We start from the raw sequence: 13,679 nt of genomic DNA on the forward strand, positions 1-13,679 counted from the left end.
GGCTTTTTGTTTGAATTCTGTTTCTCACTCCAGTCCATAACGCAGCCAGCTTCTGAAAAAAGAATAGTTTCAAAAACAGCACTGTTTAAATACTGTTACAAAAATGTGCATTTAATATTCTGTCTGTTCTGAATATTGAAACAGCTTGCAAAATTTAGCTTATACCTTAGCGTTAGTGATAACTAATTAGATATACTGAAACTATAGTTCTCAACCTTTATTGCGGATTATCTCTATGTGTATGCTCAAAAAGATTTCACTGATATTAGCCTGTGCATTATCCACAGCCTCATTTGCTGATGAGGGTAAACTGGTGGTAGGAGTCGAAGCCTCCCGCGCACCGTTTGTTTATATCAATCAGCAGGGAAAACTGGAAGGCTTTGAAATTGATCTTTTGACGGCTATAGCCAAAGAAAACGGCATGAAGGTCGAATTCTCGGATATGCCTTTCGATGCACTGCTGCCATCAGTACTTACCGAGCAGGCTGACGTGGCAATTTCCTGTATTGCCATAACCGAAGAACGACAGCAGATTGTGGATTTTGTAGGCCCTTACTACGAGGCAGGTCTTAACGCCATGATCCGCAACGAGCATAAGGACACCATCAAAGACAGCTATGATCTGAACGGTAAGAAGATCTGTGTAGTTACCGGCACCACCTGTGAGGAGTATGCTGTTACCCGTGAAGGCTCTGAAATTATCAAATACACCTCAGAGGAAGAAAGCTTTTACGCCCTTGAGAAGAAGCAGTGCGATCTGCTTATAACCGATGCCCCTCTGATAGAGTATTCCTTCATGAAGCAGAGTCCTGGCAAGTATTATAAATTTGATAACAATCTCACTTCAGAGGAATTCGGAATTATGACCTCTAAGCTCAGACCTGAGGTTAGAGAAAAAATTGAAACCGGACTTAAGAGAATCGAGCAGAACGGAGATTATGAAAAGCTCTATAAGAAGTGGTTCGGCTAAGACGTATTTAAAAACCAATTCGCAAACGCAAATATTTGAGAGCCTTCAAGGCTCTCTTTTTTTAATTTTGATAACAAGCAAAGTTTTACATAATTTTCCGATAATTCCCCCTTTTCTTGGCAAATTTCTTTGTTACTTGCGTTTCTATTACCTATATTTAACTTAGCGGTATAAATTCTCGGAGTACATATGAAACCAATCAGAAGCATTGCTTTAGCTTTGGCAATGGCTTTTTCATTTAATGCCTATGCGGACGGAGATGAGCTTGTAGTTGGTATTGAGGCAAGTAGTGAGCCATTTGTAATCATCGATCCGAAGACTCACGATTATATTGGCTACGATATCGATCTGATTAAAGCGGTCGCCAAGGAAGCAGGCTACAAGAGCATTAAATTCCATGATATGCCTTTTGACGCCATGTTCGCAGATGTACTGCTAGAACAGGTGGACTGCGCAATCTCCATGATCACCATCACCGAGGAACGAGCTCAGATCTGGGATTTTGTGGGTCCTTATTTTGATACCGGTCTTGATATTCTTTTAAACAAGAAATATCAGGGTGAATTCAAGAGAGATACAGACCTTCATGATGTAACCATCTGTGCTAAGACATCTTCCACCTGTGAGGCCTACGCTTTAGGTATGCCTGATATCCAGGTACTTTCTCTGGACTCAGAAAGAAAGCTATTTGAAGCCGCTAATCAGGGCAAATGCGATGGTGTTATCACCAACGAACCAATTCTGCAGTACTACCTGAAAGTAAGTCCTGATAAAGACAAGTTCTACCGTTTAGGCCGTAAGCTTACCTTTGCACAATTCGGTATCATGACCTCAAAGAACCGTCCTGATATCTCCGAGCGTATTTCCAAAGCCCTCGAAAAGGTAAAAGCAACTCCGTATTTCTGGGAAATCTACCGTAAATGGTTTGAATAGAATTCAGAAAGCACCTTACAGCCACCTTAATTGGTGGCTTTTTGATCTGATACAGTGCAATTCTTAAATTAAATGTACTTTTACGCCTCCGCCTGTAAACTAGAATAAACATAAACGGAGGATATATGAAATTTTACAAATCTTTATGTCTGCTAAGCATGCTGGCTTTTTCATCCTACAGTGCAACCGCAGTAAGCGCAGAAAAGACTCTTAACGTTGTAACCGAGCCTACCTTTGCTCCATTTGAATTTGTTGATAAGGGCACTTCAACCCTGATAGGCTTTGATATTGATATCATCAACGCTATCGGTGAAGCTGAAGGCTACAAGATGAACGTTTCAAGCATGTCTTTTGATGGACAGATCCCTGCAATCATCACCCAGCAGGTGGATATAGCAATCTCAGGTTTCACCATTACCCCAGAAAGAGCACAGAAGGTTAACTTCTCAGAGCCTTACTACGATGCTGGTCTTGGTATTCTTATCACCAAGAGCAGCAGCGCCGACATCAAATCCAAGGATGACTTAAAGGGCAAGACCATCTGTGCACAGCTTGGAACCTCCGGTGCCATGTATGCAGAAAAGGTTGAGAACACCAATGTAACTCAGTTCAACAGCACCGCTGAAGCATTCCTAGAACTTGAAAAAGGCTCCTGCAGCGCAGTTGTAACCGACAAGCCTGTTATCGAATACTATCTGGCCACTACCCAGAAGGATAACCTGGTTATGATCCCAGAGCAGCTTACTGTTGAGCAGTACGGTATCGTTACCTCAAAGAACAGACAGGATCTTACCGATATGATTGCCTCAGGTCTTAAGAAGATCCGTGAGAACGGCACCTATGACAAGATCTATCAGAAGTGGTTCGGCAACGCAGCCAACTAATCACAATTTAACACTCCTACAGAAATTAAAAAAGAGGGCAAATTGCCCTCTTTCGTATCTATAAGGTAACTCTATTTAATCTCAAACTGACTTACAATCTTTAAGAGATTTTCAATTTCACTGTTGGTGTTAAGAATGTTCTTCTCAACCATCTCCACCTGCTCTGCAAGTCTGTAGGAACCATCAGTAATACCTTTCATATTGGTAGAAATCTCAGAAGTTGCGGTGGTCTGCTCTTCAGCTGCAGTAGCAATCTGATTGATCTGAGAGTTAACCTCGCGAACCTTGTCGGTAACTTCACTTAGGACAGTGTGCATCTTACCGGTCTCAAGAGAAATCTGATCCATAACTGCCACAGACTGCTGCATTGCATCGTTGGCCACCTTGGCATCAGACTGGACCTGCATAACCATCTTGGTGATTTCCTGAGTGGACTTGGAAGTTCTTGAGGACAGAGCTCGAACTTCATCAGCAACCACAGCGAAGCCCTTACCGGCCTCACCTGCACGAGCAGCCTCAATAGCGGCATTCAGAGCCAGAAGGTTGGTCTGGGAGGCTATATCCTCAATGGTCAGGGTGATGGTACCGATCTTCTGGGCGGTCTCAGCCAACTGCTGAACCAGAATAGCATCTTTCTTGGACTTCTCTACCTGCTGATTCAGCATATTCATGGTTTCCTCAACACGGTTGATACCAACAGTGGTACTCTGTGAGGAATCCTCTGCAGTCATAGTTGCATGCTCACAGTTCTTGGCAATATCACCAGTGGTAGATACCATCTGCTCAGAAGCTGCGGCAACGGTTAAGGCCTGACTCTGATTTTCCTTTGCAGTACTGCTCATCACGTTGGCAGAAGCGGTAATATCACTCATATTGTGATTGATATTTGAGCTTACACTCTGAATATTCTCAACACTTACAACCCATGACTGACGCATCTGCTCTAAAGCCTGCATCAGAGGTTTGAACTCATCCTTTCGCTTGGTCTCAATAGTTCTGTTAAGTTTACCTGCAGCAAGAACCTTGGAAATCTGAATAATTGTCTCAATGCTGCTGATAATAATCTTTGGCATGTAGAAGATAATGATAATTGCAAGTACAACCACACCAATGGTAATTGCAGCCACAGTATAAATACCTGAGGTATCATTGATGGTGGCTACACTCTCATTGGCAGCTTTAATCTGGTAACCGTTAACCTTTACCACATTATTCTGAATGATAATGTACTGAGGAATCATTGCAGAGGTATGGTAGGAAAGAGCCTGTGATCTTCTCATCTGATTAAGTGCAGGAATAATCTTGTTGTCCAGCACATCAAGATATACTTTGGTTGCTTCCTTTACAGCACCGATCTCTTTAGGGTAACGGGCCATCTGCAGAGCATCGGCCGCATCCTTCATACCCTTGGAATTCTTCTGAAGTTCAGGAATAATCTCGGCTGCATTGCCGCCCTTGGTTAACTGGTCAAGTAATTCTTCAATATGAGCAGCATAATCAGCAGTTCTTCTGGTTCTGCCATATCTTTCGTTTAAGGTGGTATGAACAAAAGAGGCCACATCGTGGCTCTTGGTCATACTGCTTAAAGCAGACCATGAAACAACAAGAGTTGCCAGAATCATGATCACATAGCTGAATATCAGCTTACTTCTTATAGAAAAATTATCTAAAAAACTCATAATCTGAAATTTCCTTACAAGACAATTCTCAAAAAACAGGTTCTTAGAATGTTTCCTGCCTCTTTAAGACTTATACAAAAGAAGCACTAAATAACACACCTATCTTCAATTGTAATAAAGTTTGAAAAATAAAAATTAGAGCCATTCTTAATAATCAGAAAATAAACCAATGTTCTATACATATATGTGATGTGAAGAAAAAGCCAAAGAGTGATACAATTAAGCGTTTCTTAAGGCGTATAACATAAAAGGACTCAGCATTAAGGCTGAGGAATAATAATGAGAATAGGTTTTATCGGAGCAGGAAAGGTTGGATGCGCTCTTGCTCTTTATTTTCACTCTCACAACAGCACTATCTCCGGCTTCTTTTCTAAAACTCAGGAGCATGCAGCCGATATTGCGAGCAGAACAGGTTCTAAGGTGTTCTCCAATCTCAATGACCTTGCAGCTAACAGTGATCTGCTTTTCTTTACAGTTCCTGACGATGAAATTGCATCCGTTTATAAGAGTATCTCCGCGGACAGTCTTAAAGACACCATTGTCTGCCACTGTTCAGGTTCACTTACCGCCAAAGAGGTTTTCGGAGAGGATGATTACAGCACAGGATTATACAAGGTAAGTATTCATCCGCTGTGTGCAGTTGACTCAAAGGAGAGTTATAAGGATTTTGAAAAAGTCTATTTCTTTATGGAAGGACATTCTGATACTACTGAAAAACTGAAGAAGTTTTTTTCAGATATCGGTCTAAAAGTAAAACTCATAAACTCTGATATCAAGGTTAAATATCATCTTGCAGCCTCTGTAGTAAGTAATCAGGTAGTAGCCCTGGTAAATGAAGGTGTTGAAATCCTTGAACAGTGCGGTTTTACCAGAGAAGAGTCCCTAAAGGCCCTTTCCCCTCTCATTCTAGGCAATGTCGAACATATTCTGGATAAAGGTCCGGTTCAGGCCCTGACAGGTCCGGTACAGAGAGGAGATGTAAATACCTTAAGCAGACATATGCGCACACTTGATACCTATAGTGACAGGCTTTTATACACACTTTTAGCCCGCAAGCTTTTAAAGATTGCAAAAATAAAAAATCCGGACAGAGATTTTAGTAAATTAGAAAAATTCGTAAGCGAATAAGAAGGACAAAATATGAAGATTACTGTTTCAACTTTCGCCAAGCGCAAGGCAGAGAAAGAAAGAATTTCCATGCTGACCTGCTATGACTACACCACCGCAAAGATAGTGAACTCCTCAAACGTGGATGCGGTTTTAGTCGGTGATTCCCTAGGTAACGTAATGTTAGGCTATGAAGATACCCTATCCGTTACCATGGAGGATATGATCACCTTCGGTCATGCTGTAGCCAGAGGCTGTAAGGATAAGCTTGTAGTTATCGATATGCCTTTCATGTCATATCAGGTTTCAGTTGAACAGGCTATTACCAATGCCGGCAGACTACTTAAGGAAGGACGTGGAAATGCAGTAAAGCTTGAGGGTGGTAAAAAAGTTGCAGAGCACATCAGAGCAATTACAAACGCAGGTATTCCTGTAATGGCACACATTGGAATGACACCTCAGTCTGTAAATGCCTTTGGCGGTAACAAGGTTCAGGGAAAAACCGAGCTTGCAGCAAAACTTCTGATTGAAGATGCTCTTGCAGTTCAGGAGGCTGGAGCCTTCTCCGTTGTACTTGAGTGTGTACCAGCCAAGCTTGCAAAAATCGTGACCGAGAAGCTATCAATCCCAACTATCGGTATTGGTGCTGGTCCTGACTGTGACGGTCAGATTCTGGTATATCAGGATATGCTTGGCATGTATAAGGATTTCTCTCCAAAATTTGTTAAGCACTTTGGCAATGTTGGTGACCAGATCCTTGAGGCTTTCAATAATTACGATTCTGAAGTTAAGACTTCTGCATTCCCTTCAGCAGAACACTGCTTCAAGATTGATGATGAGGTTTTAGAAAAACTTTACTAGAAAGAAAGTTTTTCTTAACGTAAGGCAGTTTCCTTATGGAGCTGCCTTATTTTTTGAGACTCTCTGTTAAGGCTGATTTTTCAAAGGCCAGACGTGGATAGTTATCGTGCTCAACATATATGGTGCCGCAGTGAACAAAGTTCAACTTTCTGGCCAGAGCCTGCATCGGTTTATTGTCCGAATGTGTATCTATTCTCATATGCCCTGCCTTCTCATAGCACCAGTTGATACAGAAAGAACCAACGCCTCTAGTAACACCATCTGCCGCCAGACGATGAATTACTCCATAGGCAGAATCATCAAGCCATTTTCCCTCTGTAATCTTCAGGTATGCAGGATCACAGTCCTTACCAAAGATATAAACAAAAACCCCTACAATTCGACCTTCATGTTCACAGACATAACATTGTGATTTATTTATATCAGTTTCTATAAGTTCTCTTGGAGGCCAGCTGCTCCCCCACTGATGAGGATTGCCGTTCTCCACCATAAAAGCACGGGCGCTCTCATAGAGTTTTACAATATGGTCAATATCGCTGAGAGTTGCTAATCTACATTGCATACCAAAAGTCCCTTATTAAGATGAAGGTATTACAACCAAATTCATATTAACCAATTATTAGAACAATTAGAAAGAAGTTATCTTAAAATTTTCGATATATTTGACATCTCACCATGGCAATCTAATCATTGGTCAGTTTGAGTAATATTCTTCATCAGTTACAGGTTCAAGCCATTCATTTGAAGACTCCTCTCCTGTAACCTCAACTGCCAGATGCGAGAACCAGCTGTCTGTTGAAGCTCCATGCCAGTGTTTTACTCCTGGAGCTATATTGATTACATCACCTGGATTGATGGTAACCTTTTCTTTTCCTTCCTCCTGATAATAGCCGATACCAGCAACACCGATTAGAATCTGACCTCCGCCTTTTTTCGCATGGTGAATATGCCAGTTATTTCTGCAGCCAGGTTCAAAGGTTACATTGTAAATACCGACCTGCTTTGTGGATAATGGAGCAAGGTAGCTTTGTCCTGTAAAATATTTGGCAAAGCCGTTATTTGGTTCTCCAACAGGAAATATCATGCATTTCTGATGTAGCTTAAGTTCCTCTGGATAGTTATTTAAAGATTCATTCTGTTTTAAATCCTCACGCCAGATCTCTTTTGCCATATTAAAGGCAGACCATGCCTTTGGCCATCCGGCATAAAAAGCGACATGAGTAATGGTTGCCGCTATTTCCTTTTTTGAAACGCCGTGATTTCTGGCATTTTCGAGGTGGTATTTCAATGAGCTGTCTGTTATTCCTGAGGAAATAAGCGCAACCACAGTAACAAGGCATCTTGTCTTGAGAGTGATATCCTGATTGTTCCAGTTTTCTCCGAAAAGTACATCATCGTTGAAGTGAGCAAATTCAGGAGCGATATCTCCAAGCAGTGTTCTTCCTGCTGTCTGTGTAATTTTCTTTGTCATTTTTTGTTAGACTCCTTTAGAAATCGAAGATGTCTTTATATTTGTTAATTGATGGTCTTCCACCATTTGTTTTCTTCTGGAAGCGCATCCAAATAAATTATTTCTCCTATGATTGGAGTAACCAGTTTTACATCATGTTTGTCAGAGAGTTTATCTAGCTCTTCAAGCGGTTCCTGCCATTTATGATTTGCTAGCACAAACTTACTGTTGTGTACCGGAAGAATTGCTTTAGCTCCAATTTCCTCTGAAGCTTTTAGTACTTCTTCAGGAAGCATATGGACATTGTGCCACTGCATGTCATACTGACCATCTTCCATTACGGCAAAATCAAATGGTCCGTATTTATCTCCAATATCTTTAAAGTGCTTGCCGTAGCCGCTATCTCCGCTGTAGAAGAACTTAATTTTGTCAGTCTTAATTACGAAGGATGCTGGCTCTGTTGGATTCTCCTTTAGAAATCTTCCGGAAAAATGACGGGCAGGAGTAATGGTTATTTTAATATTGCCGGCTAAGTTGACATCCTCTCCATAATCCAGTTCATGGATTTTATCTTTTACAAAGCCCCACATTTCATAATACTCACCGTTACCAAGTCCCGTAACAACATGATGAACCTTATCTTTAAGTGCCTTAGAGGTTGAGTACTCAAGATGATCCCAGTGATCATGAGATAACAGAATTGTGTCAATGTCTTCAGGCAGATCTGATAACGAGAAAATGTTAGAGCCTTCAAATGAGGTCATTAAAAAAGAAACGGGAGAAACATAGCCATTTAATACAGGATCTACCAGAAAACGGTGTCCTGACAACTGAAGCAGGAAGGAAGAGTGTCCCAGCCAGACAATTAAATCACGCTCCTTATTCAGGGATTTTAGGTCAGTTTTTATATGCGGAATAGCGTTATTCGGACGCAAATCTGCTCTTTTTTCAAAAATGAATTTATAGAAACTAACCAGAAAGCCATCTTCTAAATGATTTACAATCGGCTCTTTATTCTGAAATACACCATCCTTAAAATTTGGAGATTTCATTATTCTTTCAAGTCTTTGTCCAGAAGGCGCTCTTCCAAACTGAGGTGTATTAAAAAAATAGGCCGCAAAAGCTGTGATTGCGATAAAAATCGCCAATAGAATTATCATTATCCTTTTCATCTTTTAAATCTATGATTACTTTTCCAGTGAAAGTCTTATTTTTATCTGCTCTGCCCCCAGTAATTCTTTGAGGTCAGCTCCACTAATATTCCTGATTCTGCCAATACGAGTCAGTTCCCAGTTATTCTGTCCGTAATAAATTACAAATCTGTATCCAAGATAGAGGATCACATCTCCTGCTGTTGTTTGCAGTGGTTCATTGTTCTGAGGAAGAGTGAATCCAAGCTCTCCGACTTTCTCAAAGCCTCCATAATCACTCATACTTAGCTCAACGTCACCTTCTTTAAGCTTTTCCAGGAGAGCTTTACTGGATGTATTTTCAACACATTCACAATCCAGTATCGTGTTGTTAACATGTATGTACAGATGTTCCATATTTCCTTCCTCAGCATAAGAATATGAACAGAGAAACAAAAGCACCGCAGATATTAGTCCAGAAAGAAATTTCGTACTTTTCACTTAACAAACCTCACCGCGTTTTTCATTGATTTGATCATAAGAGAGAAACTACAGTAACTTTAAGTCAAGACGATTTTTTATAAATCAAGTTTCCCTCATGTAAATTTAAAACATAACTAGAGTTACTGACTTTAAGAAAACATTCCTTATGAGAATTTTCAAAGGATAGAGTCAAACCAGGACTTAAATTCAGCTGAAGCGGTATTTCCGCTAAATCTCCTGCCGTTCTTTACAACAGCATTTCCTTTTACCAGTTTCTTAATGTTTTCAATACTCTTCTGAATATCACTACCGCCAGAGGTGCATATAGGAACAATGGTCTTTCCAGAGAAATCATATGATTCAACAAAAGTATCAATGATTCTAGGCTCTTCAGCCCACCAGAGAGGATAAGCAAGAACAATGGTTTTGTATGAAGTCAGATCTATATTTAAGTCTTTTATTTCTGGTCGCACTGCTTTGTTCTGCTGTTCAAGATTTGCTCTGCAGTTAGGCTCATGGTAGTTCAAATCATCCATGGTATATGGACTTACAGGAACAATCTCTTTTATATCTGCGCCTAATACAGTTGCAGCAGTAGTAGCCAGTCCACTTGTGTTACCTGTTGCGGAAAAATACATTACTAGAGTATCAGAATTTGCCGCCTGAGCAGCACAAGCAAATCCAGACAGAATTATTGCGGCAAAGGAGGAAACTAATTTAAATAGAACGCTTTTCATTTGCGACACCCAATAATAGCGATTGCAGACGGCATGCCTGATTTAGATTAAAAAAACATCAAAATCAGACATACATATCTAGGATAGAGATTACTTACAGTTATTTTGCAGAATTAAGTATTGCAACAATATCTGCTTTGGATAGTGCAGGACGAGCAGGTAAATTACCATTCTCGTCATGAATAACTTTAAGAGTGGTATCGGCAATCTCTGCAAATTTACTATCATCTATTGATAGTTCACTGAATCTAATAGGACAGCCAATCTCCTTTAGGAAAGCCTCATATTTATCTACGCCGGCAAGAGCGGTCTTTACCTTATCACCGTCTGATTTAACATCAAAGAGATAAGAGGAAAAACTTACAAACTTATCAAGATTTCCTCCATGAGTAATGGTAAATCTCATCCACGCAGGATTAATAATTGCAAGACCGGCAGCATGGGTAATATCGTATATTCCTGATACAGTATGCTCAATCATATGTACAGGGAAGGCTCCGTTGGTTCCGCAGTTAACAAAGCCGTTCAAAGCCAGTATTGAAGACCACTGAACCTGTTCACGAGCCTCAAGATCAGCTCCGTCCTTATATGCTCTAAGACCGTATTTCATACAGTTCTTTATGGTTGTAAGAGCAAATTCATCCTGAATTGGAGTTCCATCTACTCCGTTAAAATATGACTCAGTCAGGTGAACAATAATGTCACATACTCCGTATCCAGTCTGATTCTTTGGAACTGACAAGGTTAAAGTAGGATCAACCAGAGCAACCTTTGGAAACAGAGCATCAGTCTGAACAAAGGATTTCTCTTTGGTCTCAGAGTTTGAAATAACTGCCCCAGGGTTCATCTCTGAGCCGGTAGCCGCCAGTGTAGGAACAGTTATAATAGGCATACATGCGGTTGGAATATACACATTATCCTGACCGTGGAAAATCATATTCCAAGGATCACCATCATATAAGGCACCAGCTCCGATTACCTTTGATGCATCCATAGCACTGCCACCACCAATTGCAATAATCAGATCACAGTTATTGCTGCGAACCAGTTCTATACCACGTCTTACAGAATCAATCTTTGGATTTGGCTCAATTCCACCACACTCAACAAATTCAATACCAGCATCTTTAAGTGAAGCTACTGCACTATCAAATACACCGTTCTTTTTTATGGAACCGCCACCGTAGACTATTAAAGCTTTCTTACCATACTCTTTTGCATAACTGCCAAGCTCTTTTAGTTTGCCTTTGCCAAATACAAGTCTGGTTGGATTATAAAAAGAAATCTGCATGTCTGTTTTCCTCTCTTATTTTGCTAAATACTTGCTAAAGAAATCGTCAATCTTGTTAAATGGAATAATATCAGTCTGATCGTATAAATCAGTATGACTTGCACCCGGGACAATCACGAGTGATTTGTTATCCCCCTTTAAAGACTTGAATGCAGTCTCACTGAAATATCTTGAATGAGCCTTCTCTCCATGAACAAGCATCACAGGAGATTCAATCTCATCAATTGTTGATAAAAGATGAGTATTCATGAAGGATAATGCTGATACCTTAGCCCAGCCTCCATTAGAGTTTACTGAACGCTCATGATAACCACGAGGCTTTTTGTAGTAATTGTAATAATCAACAACGAACTGAGGAGCTCCTTCAGGAAGAGTATCAGGAAGACCTCCGTCTCTATCGTAGGAGCCTGCAGCAAAATCTTTTGTTCTCTGAGCATTCATTGCAGAAAGCTTCTCATGTCTTTGCTGTTTAGTATCTTCACTGTCGTTGTAACCATTTCTAATCACACGGCTCATATCATACATTGTTGAGGCTACAGTAGCCTTGATACGGGTATCTACAGCAGCAGTTTTTAGCGCGATACCGCCCCAGCCACAGATACCGATAATGCCAATTCTTTCCTTATCTACATTATCCAGATTAGAGAGAAAATCTACTGCAGCCTGAAAATCCTCAGTGTTGATATCAGGAGATGCCATATATCTTGGGGTACCAGAACTTTCACCGGTAAAGGAAGGATCAAAAGCTATTGTCAGATAGCCTCTCTCCGCCATAGTCTGAGCATATAGTCCTGAAGCCTGCTCTTTTACAGCACCAAACGGACCACTTACAGCAATGGCTGCAAGCTTACCAGTTGCTGACTTTGGTACGTACATATCTGCAGCAATAGTTGTACCGAATCTGTTTTTGAAGGTTACCTTTGAATGATTAACCTTATCACTTAACTTAAAGGTCTTATCCCATTTCTGAGTTAACTGAATTTCGTTTGTATTATTCTTAACGTCTGCGGCAGAAACGGCGAAAACCGCAGATGAAAGAGCGGAACCTAATAAAACAGATTTTAAAAGAGTTTTCATTTGTTTGTTCTCCATTAAGTAAGTCTGAGTAAACTATAGAACCTAAAGTTAACTTTAGGTCAAGGCTAAACTGTAAGTTTTTTTATAACCTGTTAATAATGCAGTAAATTAATTTAAACCTAAAGTTAACTTTAGGATTTATAATTAATAACAATGATAAGAAAAGTTTTACTGAGGTAAGAAATGTACACAATCGGCCAGCTTTCAAAGATGTTTGATCTTCCGGTATCTACCTTAAGATACTACGACAAGGAAGGTCTGTTCTTAGATCTCCAGAGAACATCTGGCATTCGTAAATTCAATGACAGACAGGTTGAAGCATTAAGAGTTATAGAGTGTTTAAAAAAATCAGGTCTCGAAATCAAAGATATCCGTCAGTTCATGAAATGGTGTGATGAAGGACCTTCCACCTACCAGAAACGTAAAGATATGTTTGAAAAGCAGAAAGAGAACATTGAAGCGGAAATGGAAAAGCTCAACAGAACACTAAGCATGATTAAATTTAAATGCTGGTACTACGAACAGGCATTAAAAGATGGATCTGAGGAGAAAATACAACAAATGATTCCAGATAAGCTTCCTGAAGATATTCAGGAACTATACGATGAAGCTCACAAAGGATCTGTGGCAACCGAAGAAATCGAACAGTAAGTTCATTCTTAGCAACAATACTCAGATTTTCAAGAGAACCGGTCAAATACCCTCGGATAAATCCGAGGGCTTGCCAGTCAGCATAATATAGGTACAAGCGATACCAATTGGTAATCTCCCTACACTGCCAGCATCATCGGACAATTGACAATGCCCGCTTTGAAAAAGAGTTTACTCTTAATCAGTTATTTTCCTTTTTGTATCTAGGATTCTTTTCTCCTGACAGCCATCTCTTTCCAAGATTCTGAATATTCATGGCTCCAACTCTGTCATCATTGGATTTATAGCCGCATGGGCAGCTATACAGATGTCTGTTATGATCTCTGCTCTGTTTGTGGATTCTTCCACATACGGGACATCTCTGAGATGTGTATTTTGCACTTACCCTAAGTACTTCAGAGCCCGTCTCTTGAGCTTTGTATTTTA

Annotated in this window: 15 protein-coding genes; 6 read left to right on the forward strand and 9 right to left on the reverse strand. The window is 40.3% G+C overall.

All coding sequences use genetic code 11. From position 1 onward, the window contains the following. Positions 1 to 235 precede the first annotated feature (235 nt). The 3 genes from BM308_RS09180 (at position 236) to BM308_RS09195 (ending at position 2,787) form a co-directional block, all read left to right on the forward strand. Complete coding sequence (locus tag BM308_RS09180) at positions 236 to 970, forward strand: transporter substrate-binding domain-containing protein (RefSeq protein WP_074944689.1); 735 nt, start codon at positions 236 to 238, stop codon at positions 968 to 970. A gap of 189 nt (positions 971 to 1,159) precedes the next feature. Beyond that, on the forward strand, positions 1,160 to 1,903 hold the full coding sequence (locus BM308_RS09190; RefSeq protein ID WP_074944692.1) for a substrate-binding periplasmic protein: 744 nt from the start codon (positions 1,160 to 1,162) through the stop codon (positions 1,901 to 1,903). 125 nt (positions 1,904 to 2,028) lie between these two features. Then, positions 2,029 to 2,787 (forward strand): basic amino acid ABC transporter substrate-binding protein, encoded by a 759-nt coding sequence (locus BM308_RS09195; protein ID WP_074944694.1) that lies wholly within the window; start codon positions 2,029 to 2,031, stop codon positions 2,785 to 2,787. Positions 2,788 to 2,858: 71 nt separating this feature from the next. Here the strand turns inward: BM308_RS09195 and BM308_RS09200 are convergent, their stop codons facing one another. Beyond that, positions 2,859 to 4,466, reverse strand: coding sequence for a methyl-accepting chemotaxis protein (locus BM308_RS09200; RefSeq protein ID WP_074944696.1), 1,608 nt, complete (start codon positions 4,464 to 4,466; stop codon positions 2,859 to 2,861). Positions 4,467 to 4,745: 279 nt separating this feature from the next. On the opposite strand from BM308_RS09200, the gene BM308_RS09205 reads away from it, so the two are divergent. After that, a complete protein-coding gene (locus BM308_RS09205) occupies positions 4,746 to 5,594 on the forward strand; it encodes a Rossmann-like and DUF2520 domain-containing protein (protein ID WP_074944698.1) in 849 nt (282 codons plus the stop codon). A 12-nt stretch (positions 5,595 to 5,606) separates the two neighbouring features. Next, entirely contained in the window at positions 5,607 to 6,434 is an 828-nt protein-coding gene (gene panB, locus BM308_RS09210; RefSeq protein WP_074944699.1) for a 3-methyl-2-oxobutanoate hydroxymethyltransferase, read from the forward strand. Positions 6,435 to 6,480: 46 nt separating this feature from the next. On the opposite strand, the gene BM308_RS09215 is transcribed toward panB, so the two are convergent. The 7 genes from BM308_RS09215 to BM308_RS09245 form a co-directional block, all read right to left on the reverse strand. Beyond that, positions 6,481 to 6,996: a GNAT family N-acetyltransferase gene (locus tag BM308_RS09215; protein ID WP_074944701.1), complete on the reverse strand. Its 516-nt coding sequence runs from the start codon at positions 6,994 to 6,996 to the stop codon at positions 6,481 to 6,483. Positions 6,997 to 7,128: 132 nt separating this feature from the next. Further along, entirely contained in the window at positions 7,129 to 7,905 is a 777-nt protein-coding gene (locus BM308_RS09220) for a carboxymuconolactone decarboxylase family protein (RefSeq protein WP_074944702.1), read from the reverse strand. Positions 7,906 to 7,949: 44 nt separating this feature from the next. Next, on the reverse strand, positions 7,950 to 8,936 hold the full coding sequence (locus BM308_RS09225; RefSeq protein ID WP_177214437.1) for an MBL fold metallo-hydrolase: 987 nt from the start codon (positions 8,934 to 8,936) through the stop codon (positions 7,950 to 7,952). Positions 8,937 to 9,071: 135 nt separating this feature from the next. Next, complete coding sequence (locus BM308_RS09230; protein ID WP_074944705.1) at positions 9,072 to 9,431, reverse strand: cyclophilin-like fold protein; 360 nt, start codon at positions 9,429 to 9,431, stop codon at positions 9,072 to 9,074. Positions 9,432 to 9,673: 242 nt separating this feature from the next. Beyond that, positions 9,674 to 10,234, reverse strand: coding sequence for a flavodoxin (locus tag BM308_RS09235; protein WP_074944707.1), 561 nt, complete (start codon positions 10,232 to 10,234; stop codon positions 9,674 to 9,676). A 100-nt stretch (positions 10,235 to 10,334) separates the two neighbouring features. Further along, positions 10,335 to 11,525, reverse strand: a complete 1,191-nt coding sequence (locus BM308_RS09240) for an iron-containing alcohol dehydrogenase (protein ID WP_074944708.1) — start codon at positions 11,523 to 11,525, stop codon at positions 10,335 to 10,337. Positions 11,526 to 11,540: 15 nt separating this feature from the next. Continuing rightward, positions 11,541 to 12,602, reverse strand: coding sequence for an alpha/beta hydrolase (locus tag BM308_RS09245; RefSeq protein WP_074944710.1), 1,062 nt, complete (start codon positions 12,600 to 12,602; stop codon positions 11,541 to 11,543). Between the two features lie 183 nt (positions 12,603 to 12,785). On the opposite strand from BM308_RS09245, the gene BM308_RS09250 reads away from it, so the two are divergent. After that, the gene (locus BM308_RS09250; RefSeq protein WP_074944711.1) at positions 12,786 to 13,253 is read left to right on the forward strand and encodes a MerR family transcriptional regulator; all 468 of its coding nucleotides are present in this window, start codon (positions 12,786 to 12,788) and stop codon (positions 13,251 to 13,253) included. A gap of 181 nt (positions 13,254 to 13,434) precedes the next feature. Here BM308_RS09250 and BM308_RS09255 read toward each other — a convergent pair. Further along, positions 13,435 to 13,679, reverse strand: a 245-nt coding sequence (locus BM308_RS09255; protein WP_143098595.1) for a zinc ribbon domain-containing protein, incomplete at its 5' end; no start/stop codon positions are given.

Origin of the sequence: Succinivibrio dextrinosolvens, from assembly GCF_900116345.1 — a bacterium.
Taxonomy (GTDB): domain Bacteria; phylum Pseudomonadota; class Gammaproteobacteria; order Enterobacterales; family Succinivibrionaceae; genus Succinivibrio; species Succinivibrio dextrinosolvens_B.

Bases quoted from the DNA above. Each gene is read 5' to 3' on its own strand.
- BM308_RS09180 (WP_074944689.1), top strand. From the start codon at position 236: ATGTGTATGCTCAAAAAGATTTCACTGATATTAGCCTGTGCATTATCC.
- BM308_RS09190 (WP_074944692.1), top strand. From the start codon at position 1,160: ATGAAACCAATCAGAAGCATTGCTTTAGCTTTGGCAATGGCTTTTTCA.
- BM308_RS09195 (WP_074944694.1), top strand. From the start codon at position 2,029: ATGAAATTTTACAAATCTTTATGTCTGCTAAGCATGCTGGCTTTTTCA.
- BM308_RS09200 (WP_074944696.1), bottom strand. From the start codon at position 4,466: ATGAGTTTTTTAGATAATTTTTCTATAAGAAGTAAGCTGATATTCAGC.
- BM308_RS09205 (WP_074944698.1), top strand. From the start codon at position 4,746: ATGAGAATAGGTTTTATCGGAGCAGGAAAGGTTGGATGCGCTCTTGCT.
- panB (WP_074944699.1), top strand. From the start codon at position 5,607: ATGAAGATTACTGTTTCAACTTTCGCCAAGCGCAAGGCAGAGAAAGAA.
- BM308_RS09215 (WP_074944701.1), bottom strand. From the start codon at position 6,996: ATGCAATGTAGATTAGCAACTCTCAGCGATATTGACCATATTGTAAAA.
- BM308_RS09220 (WP_074944702.1), bottom strand. From the start codon at position 7,905: ATGACAAAGAAAATTACACAGACAGCAGGAAGAACACTGCTTGGAGAT.
- BM308_RS09225 (WP_177214437.1), bottom strand. From the start codon at position 8,936: ATGAAATCTCCAAATTTTAAGGATGGTGTATTTCAGAATAAAGAGCCG.
- BM308_RS09230 (WP_074944705.1), bottom strand. From the start codon at position 9,431: ATGGAACATCTGTACATACATGTTAACAACACGATACTGGATTGTGAA.
- BM308_RS09235 (WP_074944707.1), bottom strand. From the start codon at position 10,234: ATGAAAAGCGTTCTATTTAAATTAGTTTCCTCCTTTGCCGCAATAATT.
- BM308_RS09240 (WP_074944708.1), bottom strand. From the start codon at position 11,525: ATGCAGATTTCTTTTTATAATCCAACCAGACTTGTATTTGGCAAAGGC.
- BM308_RS09245 (WP_074944710.1), bottom strand. From the start codon at position 12,602: ATGAAAACTCTTTTAAAATCTGTTTTATTAGGTTCCGCTCTTTCATCT.
- BM308_RS09250 (WP_074944711.1), top strand. From the start codon at position 12,786: ATGTACACAATCGGCCAGCTTTCAAAGATGTTTGATCTTCCGGTATCT.